The sequence below is a fragment of the Klebsiella oxytoca NBRC 105695 genome, from assembly GCF_001598695.1.
In the GTDB taxonomy this organism is placed as follows: domain Bacteria; phylum Pseudomonadota; class Gammaproteobacteria; order Enterobacterales; family Enterobacteriaceae; genus Klebsiella; species Klebsiella oxytoca.
This window is the reverse complement of the sequence record NZ_BCZK01000015.1, coordinates 12,957-28,359: the sequence shown is the minus strand read 5'-3', so window position 1 is coordinate 28,359 and position 15,403 is coordinate 12,957. Positions and strand designations below refer to the sequence as shown.

General features: G+C 54.5%; 15 protein-coding genes. 5 read left to right on the top strand and 10 right to left on the bottom strand.

The features are described from left to right. Positions 1-3: 3 nt before the first annotated feature. The 3 genes from KO1_RS21805 to KO1_RS21795 all read right to left on the bottom strand — a co-directional run bounded on the left by KO1_RS21805 (position 4) and on the right by KO1_RS21795 (position 3,724). Positions 4-2,472, bottom strand: a complete 2,469-nt coding sequence (locus tag KO1_RS21805) for a fimbria/pilus outer membrane usher protein (RefSeq protein WP_004104940.1) — start codon at positions 2,470-2,472, stop codon at positions 4-6. A gap of 75 nt (positions 2,473-2,547) precedes the next feature. Further along, positions 2,548-3,102, bottom strand: a complete 555-nt coding sequence (locus tag KO1_RS21800) for a fimbrial protein (RefSeq protein ID WP_024274623.1) — start codon at positions 3,100-3,102, stop codon at positions 2,548-2,550. 79 nt (positions 3,103-3,181) lie between these two features. Next, positions 3,182-3,724, bottom strand: coding sequence for a fimbrial protein (locus KO1_RS21795; protein WP_004104944.1), 543 nt, complete (start codon positions 3,722-3,724; stop codon positions 3,182-3,184). 620 nt (positions 3,725-4,344) lie between these two features. Between KO1_RS21795 and mutS the strand changes: the two genes are divergently transcribed. Then, the gene (mutS, locus tag KO1_RS21790) at positions 4,345-6,906 is read left to right on the top strand and encodes a DNA mismatch repair protein MutS (RefSeq protein ID WP_017145489.1); all 2,562 of its coding nucleotides are present in this window, start codon (positions 4,345-4,347) and stop codon (positions 6,904-6,906) included. Positions 6,907-7,024: 118 nt separating this feature from the next. On the opposite strand, the gene KO1_RS21785 is transcribed toward mutS, so the two are convergent. From KO1_RS21785 to KO1_RS21770, 4 genes are all read right to left on the bottom strand, one after another. Then, positions 7,025-7,177 (bottom strand): Hok/Gef family protein, encoded by a 153-nt coding sequence (locus KO1_RS21785; RefSeq protein ID WP_009651623.1) that lies wholly within the window; start codon positions 7,175-7,177, stop codon positions 7,025-7,027. 339 nt (positions 7,178-7,516) lie between these two features. Beyond that, positions 7,517-7,753 (bottom strand): non-oxidative hydroxyarylic acid decarboxylases subunit D, encoded by a 237-nt coding sequence (locus KO1_RS21780; RefSeq protein WP_004104951.1) that lies wholly within the window; start codon positions 7,751-7,753, stop codon positions 7,517-7,519. A gap of 10 nt (positions 7,754-7,763) precedes the next feature. Continuing rightward, positions 7,764-9,191, bottom strand: coding sequence for a non-oxidative hydroxyarylic acid decarboxylases subunit C (locus KO1_RS21775; protein WP_004114871.1), 1,428 nt, complete (start codon positions 9,189-9,191; stop codon positions 7,764-7,766). Then, a complete protein-coding gene (locus tag KO1_RS21770) occupies positions 9,191-9,784 on the bottom strand; it encodes a non-oxidative hydroxyarylic acid decarboxylases subunit B (protein ID WP_004104955.1) in 594 nt (197 codons plus the stop codon). Before KO1_RS21770 ends, KO1_RS21775 begins: the two co-directional genes overlap by 1 nt. Before the next feature lie 170 nt (positions 9,785-9,954). On the opposite strand from KO1_RS21770, the gene KO1_RS21765 reads away from it, so the two are divergent. Next, positions 9,955-10,368: a MarR family winged helix-turn-helix transcriptional regulator gene (locus KO1_RS21765; RefSeq protein WP_004104957.1), complete on the top strand. Its 414-nt coding sequence runs from the start codon at positions 9,955-9,957 to the stop codon at positions 10,366-10,368. Here the strand turns inward: KO1_RS21765 and KO1_RS21760 are convergent. Further along, positions 10,365-11,252, bottom strand: a complete 888-nt coding sequence (locus tag KO1_RS21760; RefSeq protein ID WP_024274624.1) for a LysR family transcriptional regulator — start codon at positions 11,250-11,252, stop codon at positions 10,365-10,367. The genes KO1_RS21765 and KO1_RS21760 overlap by 4 nt on opposite strands. A gap of 107 nt (positions 11,253-11,359) precedes the next feature. Here KO1_RS21760 and KO1_RS21755 point away from each other — a divergent pair, with 107 nt between their 5' ends. Together KO1_RS21755 and KO1_RS21750 are read left to right on the top strand one after the other, a co-directional pair. After that, positions 11,360-12,574, top strand: a complete 1,215-nt coding sequence (locus tag KO1_RS21755; RefSeq protein WP_017145487.1) for an MFS transporter — start codon at positions 11,360-11,362, stop codon at positions 12,572-12,574. Beyond that, on the top strand, positions 12,571-12,948 hold the full coding sequence (locus KO1_RS21750; protein WP_004114875.1) for a DUF4440 domain-containing protein: 378 nt from the start codon (positions 12,571-12,573) through the stop codon (positions 12,946-12,948). Before KO1_RS21755 ends, KO1_RS21750 begins: the two co-directional genes overlap by 4 nt. Positions 12,949-13,015: 67 nt before the next feature. Here the strand turns inward: KO1_RS21750 and rpoS are convergent, their stop codons facing one another. Continuing rightward, positions 13,016-14,008 carry an RNA polymerase sigma factor RpoS gene (rpoS, locus tag KO1_RS21745; RefSeq protein WP_004104962.1) on the bottom strand — a complete coding sequence of 331 codons (993 nt, stop codon included), beginning with the start codon at positions 14,006-14,008 and terminating at the stop codon, positions 13,016-13,018. A 156-nt stretch (positions 14,009-14,164) separates the two neighbouring features. Then, positions 14,165-15,229 carry a murein hydrolase activator NlpD gene (gene nlpD / locus KO1_RS21740; RefSeq protein ID WP_230133338.1) on the bottom strand — a complete coding sequence of 355 codons (1,065 nt, stop codon included), beginning with the start codon at positions 15,227-15,229 and terminating at the stop codon, positions 14,165-14,167. On the opposite strand from nlpD, the gene KO1_RS28815 reads away from it, so the two are divergent. Next, complete coding sequence (locus KO1_RS28815) at positions 15,171-15,305, top strand: peptidase (RefSeq protein ID WP_224226457.1); 135 nt, start codon at positions 15,171-15,173, stop codon at positions 15,303-15,305. The genes nlpD and KO1_RS28815 overlap by 59 nt on opposite strands. The last annotated feature ends 98 nt before the right edge of the window (positions 15,306-15,403 follow it).

Genomic DNA, 15,403 nt, shown 5'->3' with positions numbered 1-15,403 from the left:
CTGTCATTTACACGGCAATAGCGCGGCTGTCGCACGACGCTCTATGGTGGGCGGGATAGCGATCTGACACTGCTTTTTCCCGCCCCAAACGACGCTTAGCAGCTCCTGAGGATTAACCCCTGCCAGCCATCCCTGCCCGCCCTCCATAATCATGGATACGCTTACGCCATCGTCGTTAATCACCTCAGCGCCGAACGGCGGATAGGTGCCATCAGCCAACCGAATAATGCCCATCATTTTTTCGCCCTTCGCCATGCCAAAGGTCTGATAGCCAATGGCGCCTTCGGTCAGCGTGGCGGTGCTGATAGCTTTTGCTGGTTCGATGGATTCCGACATCGCATCCACGTCGACTCGGGTGTCAAAGCTGTTGTAGCTCACGATGTCCGGAATAACGGCGATGCCGAAATTATTGGTTCTTGATTTACCGTCATTAAGCGGAACGTCGCCGATACCGTTGGTATTCACCATAACGCGGGCCGTATTGAGCGTCGCACCGCTGTTGTGGAGCGCCGCGCCGTGCCGGGTGGCGGTGAATCCGCCGCGCAGCGTGCTGCTCAGGGAGAGATAGTTATCCTGCTGATAGCTGGCGTTACTGTTGATTTCGGCATACTGCGAGCGGCGCTGATAATAGCCGTCGACGTTGGCATAACCGCTCTGGCTCGCTCCCGCACGCAGCCGCCACAGGTTGTTATAGTCGCTGCTATCGGTATACGAGAGCATCGGGCTGGTTTTACCGTTATTGGTCTGCACGTCCAGGCCGCTCCATTTACTATCGCCAACCGGAATAGAAAGTGAGAGAGCAATAGAGTCGTCCTTCCGACCTTCATAATCAGAACGATAGGCCGAAATATTGGTGGTGATCCCGCGAATATTACCGACGTTAAACGAGCGTCCTAACGAGATGCCGTAGCGATCCTGGCTGCTTCTGTTCCAGTAATTCTGGTGGGTATAGGTCAGAAAGACGGTTGTCGCCTTACCTGGCTCATCGGCCCAGAAAGTTTTATTACCGGTGATGGTATAAACTTCTTTTTCACGGCCAAGACTGTCGTACCCCTCATAACGCTCGTTGAGATACTGCGAGAAAGAACGGAAGTCCTCCTGCGAGAAGCGATATCCGGCGAAGGTAATTGAACTGTTATATTCGTCGAAGGTTTTCGCATAGCTCAGCTTAAACGAGGTTCCTTTCAGTCGCTTTTGGTTCGACTGCTGACTGTAAGATTCCGTGGCATCCAGCGAGAGCGCGCCGAAGACGCTGAGATCGCGACCGATACCGGCGGAAACCGCGGTATATTCGGCCCCTGCGCTCTGCAACCCGCCGTAGAGCGACCAGGCATTGGTGATCCCCCAGGAGAAATCACCGGAAGCGAAACCTGGCCCCTGAATTTTATGGCTATAGCGGGACGGCGCACCGATAGCGACGTTGTAGCGCACGTAGCCTGGACGCGTAAGATAAGGAATATTGGCAGTGTTAACCTGGAATGTGGAGATGGAGCCGTCCTGCTCTTCCACCTGAACATCCAGCGTACCGCGCACCGAGCTCCGTAAATCCTGAATATTAAACGGCCCGGCAGGCACCGTCGTTTCATAAATGATGCGTCCGCTCTGCTTCACCGTCACCTTAGCGTTGGTCTTTGCCAGACCGCGGATTTCCGGCGCGTAGCCCTGCAGGTTTGGCGGCAGTTGACGCTCATCGCTGGCGAGATTCAGCCCGGTAAAACGAACGGTGTCGAAAACCTGCGAATCAAGATAGATCTCCCCTGCCGTCAGTTTTGCCGCCATCATCGGCAGCGGACGATAGGCGTAGAACTGATTCATATCGAAATCAAATTGATGCGTCGCGCTGTAGTAGCTGGTCTGATATTCGCCGCGTACGCGCCAGCCGCCGAGGTTGAAGCCTGTCTGGCCATATCCGCTCAGGGTGCTGTAATCCTTGTGCATATCAAGCTGGCGGGTATATTGGCCGGTGAGGCTATAGTCGAGCAAAAATCCGCCGATCCCCTGGTCCCAGCGCTCAGGCGGCGTCCAGTTTGGATCGTTATATTTCATCCACGCTTGCGGAATGGTGATATCCAGCACCCCGGCGTAGTTACTGAGCGTGGCGCCCGGAAGGCTGAGAAGGTCATAACAATCGGCAAACGGCTGCGCGACCTTCTGCTGGGCTTCTTCTTTTAATGCCAATCTTGCAAGAATTTCGCCGTTAATGCAGGCCTGAGTATGCTTCTCGTCTTTGGAAGCCAGATAGCGAACCTTTTGCTGCCCTACAGCCTGACCATTTATTTTAATGTCTAATAAGTACTCGCCCGGTGGCACATAGTTGTCGGTGGCGAAACGCGTTAAATCGATATTGTCGCGGTCGGCGGCATCCAAGACGTCGGTGTTGAATTCCACATCAGTGGAGGCGCAAGCCACAGAAGCACAGCAGAAAAAAAGGATCTGAGAGAGGATTATTTTTATTTTTAGTTCTGCTGACATGACTATTCATCCCGAATCATTCAGTAAAATATCGTGCGCGACAAACAAGCTACAACAGCAATAGCTGGCTTATTTCTAGTTGTAATCCATAAAGAAACGAGTGACGGCGTAAAAATCTCCAGCCTTAATATGTTGCTGAACCGGAACCAACGAAGCGGTAAATTTCAGCGTATTATTCTCATCACTCAGAAGATACCCGGAAGAGGGTTCTCCAAAAGTTAAAATCTCCCCGTGGCGATCGCGAATCTGTATCCCAAAGCCTTTTCCCTCGCCATCCGGAATTAATACCGTCGGGTCTTGCGACGAAGCATTTCCGGTAAAGGTGATGGTGGCATAGGCACCGGGCGTTGATGGATTTTCGCTACCGAAAGAGGCGCAGCCGACTAAGCGCACCAGAAAAGGTCGGATCAGCTTACCTTCCTGGTCCATATTAATATCGCGAGCCGAGATATTACCGAAATCCACCCACAGTTCCCGCGAGTTGGGATCGATATCGCAGGCGGCAGCAACCAGCTCCCCCGAAAGCGCCAACTGTCCGGGCGTAAAATTAGTACTCAAAGCATGTCCGGAGAAGAGTAATACCGATACGAATAACGTCATCAGTCTCTTTTTCTCTGTATCCTTAACCATACTCAGAATTCCATATTATCTGGCACCCATTCCAATATCGCGGGGAGAAGCCTCCCCGCGAGCGATAATTCAAAATCGATTATTGATAATCGATAGTGAAGTTGATCGTTGACTGGAATGCACCCGCGGTAACGGTAGTGGTAGAACCGCTCGCAGCAGCTTCCGCTTTCAGGAAGGCCACGAAAGGAATGGTGTTGGTGCCATCAACCAGAGTGACCGGAGTCGTCTGCGCGCCCCAGGTCACAGTCTGGCTAGCGCTGTCTTTCAGGCCGATACCCGCGCCGGATGCGGTACCAGAAGTGAATGCAGCCAGAGTAGGATCGTTCGGGTTAACCGAAGTCGGGGTGTAGGAAACAACGGCGCTGCTAGCGATGGTGGTGTCGCAGTACTGCAGTTCGATGCTTTTAGCTTCAGTTGCCTGACCACCGCCCTGCAGCAGGGAAACTGGAACCTGACCAAAATCAACGGTTACCGGGCTGGACGACGGGGCCAAACCACAAGCAGTGTTCACCAGTTCACCCTGAAGCTCGATAACCCCGTTGGTTGTATCAGCAGCCAGAGCAGACATAGAGCCGAGAGCAGCAGTTAATGCCACAGCCATAGCAACTTTATTCAGTTTCATAGAAAATTCCTGCGTTATAAATTTTTATCCTAAAGAGTAAGGAGCTATAAAATTGCTGCGGTATATTCTCACAACAATCTGCAGCCCTCCGCATCACCGAAAAATCCGTTTCAATAATTAGACTATTAATTAATATTAATAATTTAATTAAATCCAGATCCCCTGGTCGGCAAAAATACTAACAAATCATTTTTGGGGTAAAAAGAAATACATTTAGCAGGGAATTAAAAAAAGATTTAACCTCGCGAACAATCCCGCGTCAGAAATTTAACTCGCAGAACACTGAGATATATCCTAAAAACAAATTACGCCAGGTAATTAATAAATTATAGGTGCCATGAATTCACCGTAAAATAATTTTAACATAGATCACAATTTTTTAACAAAGAAGTTATCAGCTCTTTCTGCGGGTCATACGTAGACACAACCGGAGAATCTTTCCGCACCACGCCGTTGCCGCTTCTTGTTTTCCTGGCCAGAAGACTCCGTTATCATGCGGCTCATGAGTCAATGAAAAGAAAAGCACAATTTCACGGGAACCAATGAGCCGCAGCGTGACGTCATGAAAACAATAAAATCCGCTAACTCATTAAAACTTAAGTAAATGGACATCAAAACTGATGAGTACACTAGAGAATCTTGACGCCCATACGCCCATGATGCAGCAGTATCTCAAGCTGAAAGCCCAGCATCCGGAGATCCTGCTGTTTTACCGGATGGGTGATTTTTACGAACTCTTCTATGACGATGCGAAACGCGCATCGCAGCTGCTTGATATCTCGCTGACCAAACGCGGCGCTTCCGCAGGCGAACCGATTCCGATGGCCGGGATCCCGCATCATGCGGTGGAGAACTATCTCGCCAAGCTGGTTAATCAGGGGGAGTCGGTGGCCATTTGCGAACAGATTGGCGATCCGGCGACCACTAAAGGGCCGGTTGAACGCAAAGTCGTTCGCATTGTGACCCCCGGAACTATCAGCGATGAAGCGCTGCTGCAGGAACGTCAGGATAATCTGCTGGCCGCCATCTGGCAGGATAGTAAAGGTTTTGGCTACGCCACCCTCGATATTAGCTCCGGACGTTTTCGCCTGAGCGAACCCGCTGACCGCGAGACGATGGCGGCGGAGCTCCAGCGCACCAATCCCGCCGAACTGCTGTACGCGGAAGACTTTGCCGAATCCTCGTTGATTGAGGGGCGCCGAGGCTTGCGCCGTCGTCCGCTGTGGGAATTCGAAATCGACACCGCGCGCCAGCAGCTCAATCTCCAGTTCGGTACGCGCGATCTGGTCGGATTCGGCGTTGAAAACGCCCCGCGCGGCCTGTGTGCCGCCGGCTGCCTGCTGCAATATGTCAAAGACACCCAGCGTACGTCATTGCCGCACATCCGTTCCATCACCATGGAACGCCAGCAGGACAGCATCATTATGGATGCCGCTACTCGCCGCAACCTGGAGATAACCCAGAACCTGGCCGGCGGCTTTGATAATACTCTGGCTTCGGTACTCGACTGCACCGTCACTCCGATGGGCAGCCGTATGCTTAAGCGCTGGCTGCATATGCCGGCGCGCGACACCGCAGTACTGGTAGAGCGCCAGCAGACCATTGGCGCGCTGCAGGAGCATTACACTGAACTGCAGCCGATACTCCGTCAGGTTGGCGACCTTGAACGTATACTGGCTCGCCTGGCGCTGCGCACAGCTCGTCCACGAGATTTAGCCCGTATGCGTCACGCATTCCAGCAGCTGCCTGCGCTGCGTGCGATGCTGGCAGACGTCGACTGCGCGCCGGTACAGCGGCTTCGCGAGAAAATGGGCGAGTTTAACGAACTACGCGACCTGCTTGAACGGGCGATTATCGATGCGCCGCCGGTGCTGGTTCGCGACGGCGGCGTTATCGCCCCCGGCTACAACGCGGAGCTGGATGAGTGGCGTGGTCTGGCCGATGGCGCGACCGATTACCTCGACAAGCTGGAAATTCGCGAGCGCGAGCGTCTGGGGCTGGATACGCTGAAGGTCGGCTACAACGCCGTTCACGGCTACTACATCCAGATTAGCCGCGGTCAGAGCCAGCATGCACCGATCCATTACGTCCGTCGCCAGACCCTTAAGAACGCCGAGCGCTATATTATTCCTGAGCTGAAGGAGTATGAAGATAAGGTTCTGACCTCCAAAGGGAAAGCGCTGGCGCTGGAAAAGCAGCTGTACGATGAGCTTTTCGATTTACTGCTACCGCATCTTGGCGACCTGCAGCAGAGCGCCAGCGCGCTGGCGGAGCTCGATGTGCTGGTGAACCTTGCCGAGCGCGCCGAGACCCTCAACTACTGCTGCCCGACCTTCAGCGATAAACCGGGCATTCGTATTAGCGAAGGCCGCCATCCGGTGGTTGAGCAGGTACTGAAAGAGCCTTTTATCGCTAACCCTCTGCACCTCGCTCCGCAGCGGAGAATGTTGATTATCACCGGCCCGAATATGGGCGGTAAAAGTACCTATATGCGTCAGACCGCGCTGATCGCCCTGCTGGCGTATATCGGCAGCTACGTTCCGGCGGATAAAGTCGAAATCGGCCCTATCGATCGTATTTTCACCCGTGTCGGTGCGGCGGATGACCTGGCCAGCGGCCGCTCAACCTTTATGGTAGAGATGACCGAAACCGCCAATATTCTGCATAACGCCACCGAGCATAGTCTGGTGCTGATGGATGAAATCGGTCGTGGCACCTCGACCTACGATGGCCTGTCGCTGGCGTGGGCCTGCGCGGAAAATCTGGCGAATAAGATCAAGGCCTTGACCCTGTTTGCCACCCACTACTTCGAGCTAACCCAGCTGCCGGAGAAAATGGAAGGCGTGGCCAACGTCCATCTTGATGCGCTGGAGCACGGCGATACCATTGCCTTTATGCACAGCGTGCAGGATGGTGCGGCGAGTAAGAGCTATGGCCTGGCGGTTGCCGCGCTGGCCGGTGTGCCGAAAGAGGTGATTAAACGCGCGCGGCAGAAGCTGCGCGAACTGGAGAGCATCGCGCCGAGCGCTGCCGCCACGCAGGTGGACGGTACCCAGATGTCGCTGCTTTCTGCTCCGGAAGAGACCTCGCCCGCGGTTGAAGCGCTGGAGAATCTTGACCCGGACTCGCTGACTCCGCGCCAGGCGCTGGAGTGGCTCTATCGTCTGAAAAGCCTGGTGTAGTTCCTTTTAAAGTGAAAAAACGGCAGCACTTTGCGGTGCTGCCGTTTTAACAAATGCAAACTGGGTGCGAGAGGATGCATCCTGACAACCAATACGCGGGGTTGCCCCCGCGCTGATGCTATTTCTTCGATTCGTAAGCGAGAACAGCTTTAAACTCCATACTACGCTCTTTAATACTGAGTTCGCACAGCGAGCTGCGCACCAAAAGCGTAAATCCCAGTACCGTAATACACAGTACGACGATTGCCACAAGGGCATATTTTGTCAGCATGTCTTGCCTCCCTGCAAAGAAGAGACTAACATCTGAATTGTTCAGGTTCATCCGTCAGCCTCAGTTGATAGAAATATCTCCTGGGGCTTTCGTCTATCTGAATCCTTGTCAATGCTCAAAGCCAGATAGCCTCAAGCACCCGCCGCTATTCTATATTTCCCCGGCCGCAAAACTTATCGGTAATTTATCAAACCCGTTGATTTTATTATAAACTGGAAGAAGGCTCGCAAACGTATCTGCTCTATCAACCATTTTGACATTTGAAAGATTAATTAATAAATATTTTGCATTGATTAACCAAACAAATAAAAAAGGCCCGACTGAGCGGGCCCGTTTATTTTATCGTTTATCTTCCGCCAGCAGCGGCGGAATACTCGGCACCATCGGCGATTCATCAATATCCTTCTGCGTCATGCGAAACGCTTCCGGATAATGTTCGCGGCTGGTGCGGCGTAGCGGTTCAGTATCGCGCCAGGTATAGAAACAGTGCTGGCACTGAAATACCGTCCAGACATCTTTTACCGGCGATTTTGCCAGCACTTCAATATGTTCATCGGCGCAACGTGGACAAATCATCTTTTCCTCCTTATTTACGGTTGGCCAGCATGGCGGTCAGTTTTTCAGCCCAGGCTTTGGTTTCAGGAAGATCCTGTACCGGCTGGCTGTAGTGGCCGCGGAGATCCGGCGCAACCGGCGTGGTGGCGTCGATAATTAATTTGTCGGTAATTCCCGCCGGGCTGGAGCCGGGATCAAGCTCAAGTACCGACATATTCGGCAACTGCACCAGGTCCCCCGCCGGGTTGACCTTTGAAGAGAGCGCCCACATCACCTGCGGCAGGTTGAACGGATCCACATCTTCATCAACCATAATCACCATCTTCACGTAGCCCAGGCCGTGCGGGGTGGTCATCGCGCGCAGGCCAACCGCGCGGGCAAAGCCGCCGTAGCGTTTTTTGGTGGAGATAATCGCCAGCAGGCCGTGGGTGTACATTGCGTTGACCGCCTGCACTTCGGGGAATTCGGCCTTCAGTTGCTGATACAGCGGCACGCAGGTGGCCGGGCCCATCAGGTAGTCAATTTCGGTCCACGGCATACCAAGATAGAGAGACTCGAAAATCGGCTTGCTACGGTATGAAACCTTATCGATACGCACCACCGTCATATTACGGCCGCCAGAATAGTGGCCGGTAAATTCACCGAACGGACCTTCGATTTCACGCTTGCGGCTCTCAATCACCCCTTCGAGGATGACCTCTGAGCCCCACGGCACGTCAAAGCCGGTCAGCGGCGCGGTGGCGATAGGGTACGGGCTTTCCCGCAGCGCGCCCGCCATCTCATATTCCGACTGATCGTATTTCAATGGCGTAGCGCCCATCAGAGTAATAATCGGATCGTTGCCCAGGGTAATGGCGATCGGCAGATCTTCACCGCGCTCTTCCGCTTTGTGCAGATGTAAGGCGATATCATGCATGGGCACCGGCTGGAGGCCGAGCTTACGTTTACCCTTCACCTCCATACGGTAAATGCCGACGTTTTGCTTGCCAAAATTATCCGGGTCGAGGGGATCGCGCGAAACCACGCAGGCTTTATCGAGATAAAAACCACCGTCGCCGTCGTTAAGACGGAACAAGGGCAGAATATCAAACAGATTAATGTCTTCACCGTCGACGCTATTTTCCGCCCACGCCGGATTTGCCCGCCGCTCCGGCGTTACCGGAAACTTATCCCAACGGCGAATAAACTCGTCGATCTGCTTTTTCACCGGCGTATTCGGCGGCAAGCCCAGCGAGATAGCGTGGTTCTGCCAGGAACCGATAGTATTCATTGCTACGCGAGCATCGGTAAATCCGCGAATATTATCGAACCAAAGCGCCGGCGCGCCATCGCCGATGCGTCCGGTGGCGTTCGCCGCGGCGGCCAGATCCGGTTCCGCGTTAACCTCTTCGCTAATTTTCAGCAGTTGCCCCTGGTCGTCCAGCGCCTGCAAAAAGCTGCGCAAATCATCAAAAGCCATTATTCATTCTCCTGTGAAACATTCTCTACCGCCCGTAACCCGCTCCAGCGGCGCGCTTTGTGATACTCCAGACCGAACTGATCCAGCACTCGCGTGACAACGTGGTCCGTGACGTCCTCAATGGTTTTAGGATGGTTGTAATAAGCGGGCATGGGCGGCACCATTGCCACCCCCATGCGTGACAGGGCCAGCATGTTTTCCAGATGGATGGTGCTTAACGGCATTTCGCGCGGTACCAGTACCAGCTTACGCCCCTCTTTCAGCACCACGTCCGCGGCCCGGCCAACCAGCCCCTCGGCATAACCGGCACGAATACCCGCCAGCGTTTTCATACTGCAGGGAATAACAATCATGCCGTCGGTGCGAAATGAACCTGATGAGATGACGGCGGCCTGATCCGCCGGGCTATGGGAGAAATCGGCCAGTGCGGCGACTTCACGGGCGCTGTAAGGCGTTTCCAGCTCAATGGTCGTTTTGGCCCACTTTGACATCACCAGATGCGTTTCCACTTCCGGCATCTCACGCAGCGCTTTAAGCAGCGCAACCCCCAACGGAGCGCCTGTCGCTCCGGTCATCCCAACAATTAGCTTCATCATCGCCTCACACTTTGTTCGTATACGAACGTTTTTATTAAAGCTACTCTTGTAGGGCTATCCATGCAAGTTCGTTCGTATACGGCCGCATTTTTAATCAAAAAAGGAAAAATGCTAAATCCCCGTGCGAACGGCTATCATAGAATCGACGGTTTGATTACGGAGTTGTCATGGAGTTAAGAAACGAGGCGTTCCACCTGTTGCGCCAGCTTTTTCAGCAGCACACCGCTCGCTGGCAGCACGAACTGCCGGACCTGACCAAACCGCAGTATGCGGTAATGCGTTCAATTGCCGAGCATCCCGGCATCGAACAGGTGACGTTAACGGAAGCGGCGGTCAGCACCAAAGCGACGCTGGCGGAAATGCTGAGCCGTATGGAAAGCCGGGGGTTGGTTCGTCGCGAACACGATCCGGCGGACAAACGCCGGCGGTTTGTCTATTTAACCGCCGAAGGCGAAGCGCTGCTGGCAAGCTCTATGCCGTTGGGTAACGCCGTTGATGAAGAGTTTTTAGGCCGTCTCAGTGATGAAGAGCGCCGCCAGTTTTCGCAACTCATCCATAAGCTGATGGCGCAAGAGCGCTAACCCAAACGCTCGCGGAGAAAATCAATAAACGCCCGAACCCTGGCGGGAACATGCTGCGCGTCCGGATAAACCGCATACACTCCCTGAGACGGGAAGCGGAATTCTGGCATAATCCGCACGAGGGCGTTATCCGCCAGCGCAGCGGCCGCCAGCCATTCGGGGAGCAGCGCGACGCCGCTCCCCGCCAACGCAAAAGCCATCAGCGCGCTGGCGCTATCCGCCGATATCCTTGGCGCCTTTTTAATTTCAAACGGGATACACCGTTCCTGCGGCCCGCTGAGCTGCCAGCGCAGCGGCGTCGTCAAACGTTCATGAATAATCCACGCGGAATGGGCCAGATCCTCTAGCGTCTTCACCGGATGCTGCGCCAGCCACGCCGGAGAGGCGACTGGTACGATAGCAAAGCGCGAGATCAGCGCCGCGCGGTAACGTGAATCCGCCAGCGTCCCGAGACGAATCGCCACATCAACACGATCTGAGATTAAATCTGCGTGGTGAGAAGAAGAAACGTGCCGCACGCGGAGCGCTGGATGCCGCAGGCTGAACGCCGCCAGCGCCGGAACAATCACCTGAGCACCATATTCTGCCGTGGTCGCAACCCGCAATTCGCCGCTCAATCCCACATGGCTGCCCCGGACGTCGTCCTGCAGATTTTCCGCTGCCTTCAGCAGCGCGAGGCCACGCTGATAAAACAGCGACCCGGCTTCAGTCAGCGTAAGCCGTCGGGTCGATCGCAACAGCAGCGTAACGCCCAGCTCGCTCTCCAGCTGCCTGACGTTAAAACTGACCACGGCCTTGGTTTGCCCGAGGGCCGCCGCCGCCGCGGTAAAACTGCCGCTCTCCACCACCGCCACAAACATGGTCATCCGCTGCAGGTTCAGCATCATATCGCTCATTGTCAAAAAATTTCAGACAGTATATATCCGAATGTCGCGTTTATTCGCCCTGATGCTGAGGTTTACAGTAGCGGCCTTCATGGGGAGAGTAATCAATGACGTATCGCAACAAGGTCGCAACCCTTTTTCTGCTGGGTTTCTTTCTCGACTTAATCAATATGTTTATCGCCAGCGTCGCTTTTCCGGCGATGAGCCGGACGCTGCACGCGTCGCCAGGCGAACTGGCGTGGGTCAGCAATGGCTATATTGCAGGACTCACCCTGGTGCTGCCGTTTAGCGCCAGGCTCAGCCAGCGGTTTGGCGCCCGACGGGTGTTTCTGCTTTCGCTCAGCCTGTTTAGCATCGGCGCGCTGGCAACAGGGATGGCCGACTCATTGCTAAATCTGGTTCTGTGGCGCGTCCTGCAGGGAATGGGCGGTGGACTGTTGATTCCAATAGGTCAGGCATTAACCTGGCAGCAGTTTAAGACTCACGAGCGGGCAAAGCTCTCTGCCGCGGTGATGCTGGTCGGGCTACTGGCGCCGGCGTGCTCCCCGGCGCTGGGAGGTCTTCTGGTGCAATCACTTAGCTGGCGCTGGGTCTTCCTTGCCAGCCTGCCGATAGCCCTTCTGACGTTAGCGCTGGCAGCGTTGTGGCTAAAAGAAGAGAGAAGCGTTGTGCGAGCGGGAGGTTTATTACCGCTCGCTTTACTGCGTGACCCGCTGCTGCGTTTTTCTATGCTGGTGTATCTCTGCGTGCCGGGGACGTTTATCGGAATTAACGTCGTCGGGATGTTTTATTTGCAAAGCGTAACGGGGTTGTCACCCTCCGCTATCGGCGCCCTGATGCTGCCCTGGTCACTGGCCTCTTTCGTGGCGATCGTCACGACCGGTCGCTATTTTAATCGTCTCGGCCCCCGCCCTCTGATTGCGGCCGGCTGCCTGCTTCAGGCCGCCGGGATCGTCGCGCTGGCCAGCGTTAATTCACCAACCGCCAGCAGCACGCTGATCGCGGCATTTGTCTTAATGGGCGCAGGCGGCAGTCTGTGCAGCAGTACGGCCCAAAGCAGCGCGTTTCTTAATGTGGCTAACTGCGATATGCCGGACGCCAGCGCGCTGTGGAACCTCAATCGTCAGCTGAGTTTCCTGATTGGCGCTGCGCTGCTGGCGGGGTTATTGAGCGCATTTTTGCTTTACTGGCCAGCACCGCAGGCCTGGCGTGGCGTGTTTATCGCCGCCGCTATTTTTACGCTGCTGCCGCTGCTGCGCTGCCTTAGATTTGATAACCGGGCGATAATCATGCGCCTGCACGGTAAAACGGAGAACAAATGAGTCGCTATATTGAAGAAGTCATTGCCGCCCATGTGGCCATTGAAGCCTGGCTGAATCAGGGAACTGGCAGCATCGAAGGGTTAATGCAGCGCTTCAGCGCGGAATTTACCATGATCCCGATTAACGGGACACGCATGGACCAGCAGGCGGTCAGCGCTTTTTTTCAAGGGGCTCGCGCCAGCCGCCCCGGCTTAAAAATCGTCATTGATAGCGCCGCGATGCTTGCCGAATGGCACGATGGGGCCGCGGTGATATATCGGGAAACGCACGTTTTACCCGGCAAAGCGGATACGGCGCGCTGGTCAACGGCGCTTTTCCGCCAGCAGGAGGGGGAGATAAGCTGGCTGCATCTCCACGAAACGGCCCGGATATAGAGAGCAGACGCTGAAAAAGAAAAAGGCCCAATCGAAAAACGATTGAGCCTTTTTAACGAAAGGTGTCTTACTCGCGGAACAGCGCTTCGATGTTCAGCCCCTGGCTTTGCAGAATCTCCCGCAGACGGCGGAGACCTTCAACCTGGATCTGACGCACGCGTTCGCGGGTCAGGCCAATTTCACGGCCAACATCCTCAAGCGTCGCGGCTTCATAGCCCAGCAGGCCAAAGCGACGAGCCAGCACTTCACGCTGCTTGGCGTTCAGTTCGAACAGCCATTTGACGATGCTTTGTTTCATATCATCGTCCTGCGTGGTGTCTTCCGGGCCGTTGTCTTTTTCATCGGCCAGGATGTCCAGCAGCGCTTTTTCCGAGTCGCCACCCAGCGGAGTATCCACTGAGGTAATGCGCTCGTTCAGACGCAGCATGCGGCTTACGTCATCAACTGGCTTATCCAGCTGTTCGGCTATCTCTTCGGCGCTCGGCTCGTGGTCCAGCTTGTGGGACAACTCGCGCGCGGTACGCAGATAGACGTTCAGCTCTTTGACGATGTGGATAGGTAAACGAATGGTACGGGTTTGGTTCATAATTGCCCGTTCAATCGTTTGGCGAATCCACCAGGTCGCGTAAGTTGAAAAACGGAACCCACGTTCCGGGTCAAACTTCTCAACTGCGCGAATCAGCCCCAGGTTACCTTCTTCAATCAGGTCCAGCAGAGCCAGACCACGATTGCCGTAACGGCGGGCAATCTTGACAACCAGACGCAGGTTACTTTCGATCATCCTGCGGCGTGATGCAACGTCACCACGCAGCGCGCGACGGGCAAAATAAACCTCTTCTTCGGCAGTCAGCAGTGGGGAATAACCAATCTCTCCGAGATAAAGCTGCGTCGCATCAAGCACCCGTTGGGTTGCTCCCTGCGAAAGAAGCTCTTCCTCAGCCAGATCGCTATCACTGGGTTCCTCTTCAACTAAGGCTTTCTCGTCAAAAACCTCGACTCCGTTCTCATCAAATTCCGCGTCTTCATTTAAATCATGAACTTTCAGCGTATTCTGACTCATAAAGATGGCTCCTACCCGTGATCCCTGAGCAAAGCACTTTGGCTAAATATCACTCGAAGGACGCCCGGACGATAACCTTTATGCCCCGTTAAAGAAGACATCGTTGCCGCCCTGGCGCCTTTCTTAGCAATACTGAGCTATCCGTACTTTGCCAAATTATCGCTGCGGTAAATACTGCAGCGGGTTGACGGATTTCCCCTTGTAACGAATTTCAAAATGCAATCGTGTCGAACTAGTACCTGTGCTACCCATGGTAGCGATCTTCTGCCCCGCCTTGATATCTTGTTGCTCTTTTACGAGCATCGTATCGTTATGGGCGTAGGCGCTCAGGTAATCATCGTTATGTTTGATGATAATAAGATTACCGTAACCGCGCAGTGCGTTACCGGCATAGACGACGCGCCCATCTGCGGTCGCGACAATAGCCTGTCCTTTACTGCCTGCAATATCAATACCTTTATTGCCACCTTCGGCCCCACTAAAGTTCTCGATAACCTTGCCATCAGTCGGCCAGCGCCATGAAGAGATCGGCGAACTGGTAGACGTACTGCTTGCAGTCGATTGGGTGGTGCTGACAGCTGGAGCCGTAACTGGCGCGACGGTTGTCGTCGTCGCGGGCTTGTTGTTCGGCAACATCTTATTAGCACTCTGTTCACCTGAAGATTCAGAATACGTAATAGTTGGTTGTGACGCAACTACCGCGGTGGATTTTTGTGCAGAATTTGCGCTCAACATTCCACCATTACTGGCCTTCACGCTCGCCTGGGCAACAGGATTATCACCGGTAATCGGCTGGCCGGATGCATTGCCAACCTGTAACGTCTGACCGACGTTCAAAGCGTACGGTGCCGGGATATTATTGCGCTGCGCCAGGTCGCGGAAATCGTTCCCGGTAACCCACGCAATGTAGAATAGCGTGTCGCCGCGTTTAACAGTATAGGTGCTGCCGCCGGTATAGCTACCTTTCGGAATATCCCCATACTTACGGTTGTAGACGATTTTGCCGTTTACCGTTTGCACAGGCTCCTGAGCCATCGGCTGGATCTGCACAGGCTGCGTCTGTACCGGCTGAGTTTGTACCGGACGAGCCTGCGGCGCGGTATTGGTCGGAGGCGTAATCAGCATCCCGGAATTGGTGCCCGAAGACGAAGCCCCGCCAGCCGTGCTGACCGGCGCAGGCGGATTGTTGGAACTGCTGCAGCCTGCCAGCCAGAGTGACACCAGTGACAAAGCCGCAATGCGGCTTAAGGTAAATTTTGGGCTTCCCGCGCTCATTTATCCCCCAGGAATATGTTAACTACCAATATCTTGCTCACCGGACGGTGCCCGGCCAGGACACGAAAAATGCGTCCACCCTATGCCTAAATGCAGGCAAAAAAACCTGGAATAATCCGG

Coding starts and splice junctions, on each gene's coding strand:
- KO1_RS21805 (WP_004104940.1), bottom strand. CDS start 2,472: ATGTCAGCAGAACTAAAAATAAAAATAATCCTCTCTCAGATCCTTTTT.
- KO1_RS21800 (WP_024274623.1), bottom strand. CDS start 3,102: ATGGTTAAGGATACAGAGAAAAAGAGACTGATGACGTTATTCGTATCG.
- KO1_RS21795 (WP_004104944.1), bottom strand. CDS start 3,724: ATGAAACTGAATAAAGTTGCTATGGCTGTGGCATTAACTGCTGCTCTC.
- mutS (WP_017145489.1), top strand. CDS start 4,345: ATGAGTACACTAGAGAATCTTGACGCCCATACGCCCATGATGCAGCAG.
- KO1_RS21785 (WP_009651623.1), bottom strand. CDS start 7,177: ATGCTGACAAAATATGCCCTTGTGGCAATCGTCGTACTGTGTATTACG.
- KO1_RS21780 (WP_004104951.1), bottom strand. CDS start 7,753: ATGATTTGTCCACGTTGCGCCGATGAACATATTGAAGTGCTGGCAAAA.
- KO1_RS21775 (WP_004114871.1), bottom strand. CDS start 9,191: ATGGCTTTTGATGATTTGCGCAGCTTTTTGCAGGCGCTGGACGACCAG.
- KO1_RS21770 (WP_004104955.1), bottom strand. CDS start 9,784: ATGAAGCTAATTGTTGGGATGACCGGAGCGACAGGCGCTCCGTTGGGG.
- KO1_RS21765 (WP_004104957.1), top strand. CDS start 9,955: ATGGAGTTAAGAAACGAGGCGTTCCACCTGTTGCGCCAGCTTTTTCAG.
- KO1_RS21760 (WP_024274624.1), bottom strand. CDS start 11,252: ATGCTGAACCTGCAGCGGATGACCATGTTTGTGGCGGTGGTGGAGAGC.
- KO1_RS21755 (WP_017145487.1), top strand. CDS start 11,360: ATGACGTATCGCAACAAGGTCGCAACCCTTTTTCTGCTGGGTTTCTTT.
- KO1_RS21750 (WP_004114875.1), top strand. CDS start 12,571: ATGAGTCGCTATATTGAAGAAGTCATTGCCGCCCATGTGGCCATTGAA.
- rpoS (WP_004104962.1), bottom strand. CDS start 14,008: ATGAGTCAGAATACGCTGAAAGTTCATGATTTAAATGAAGACGCGGAA.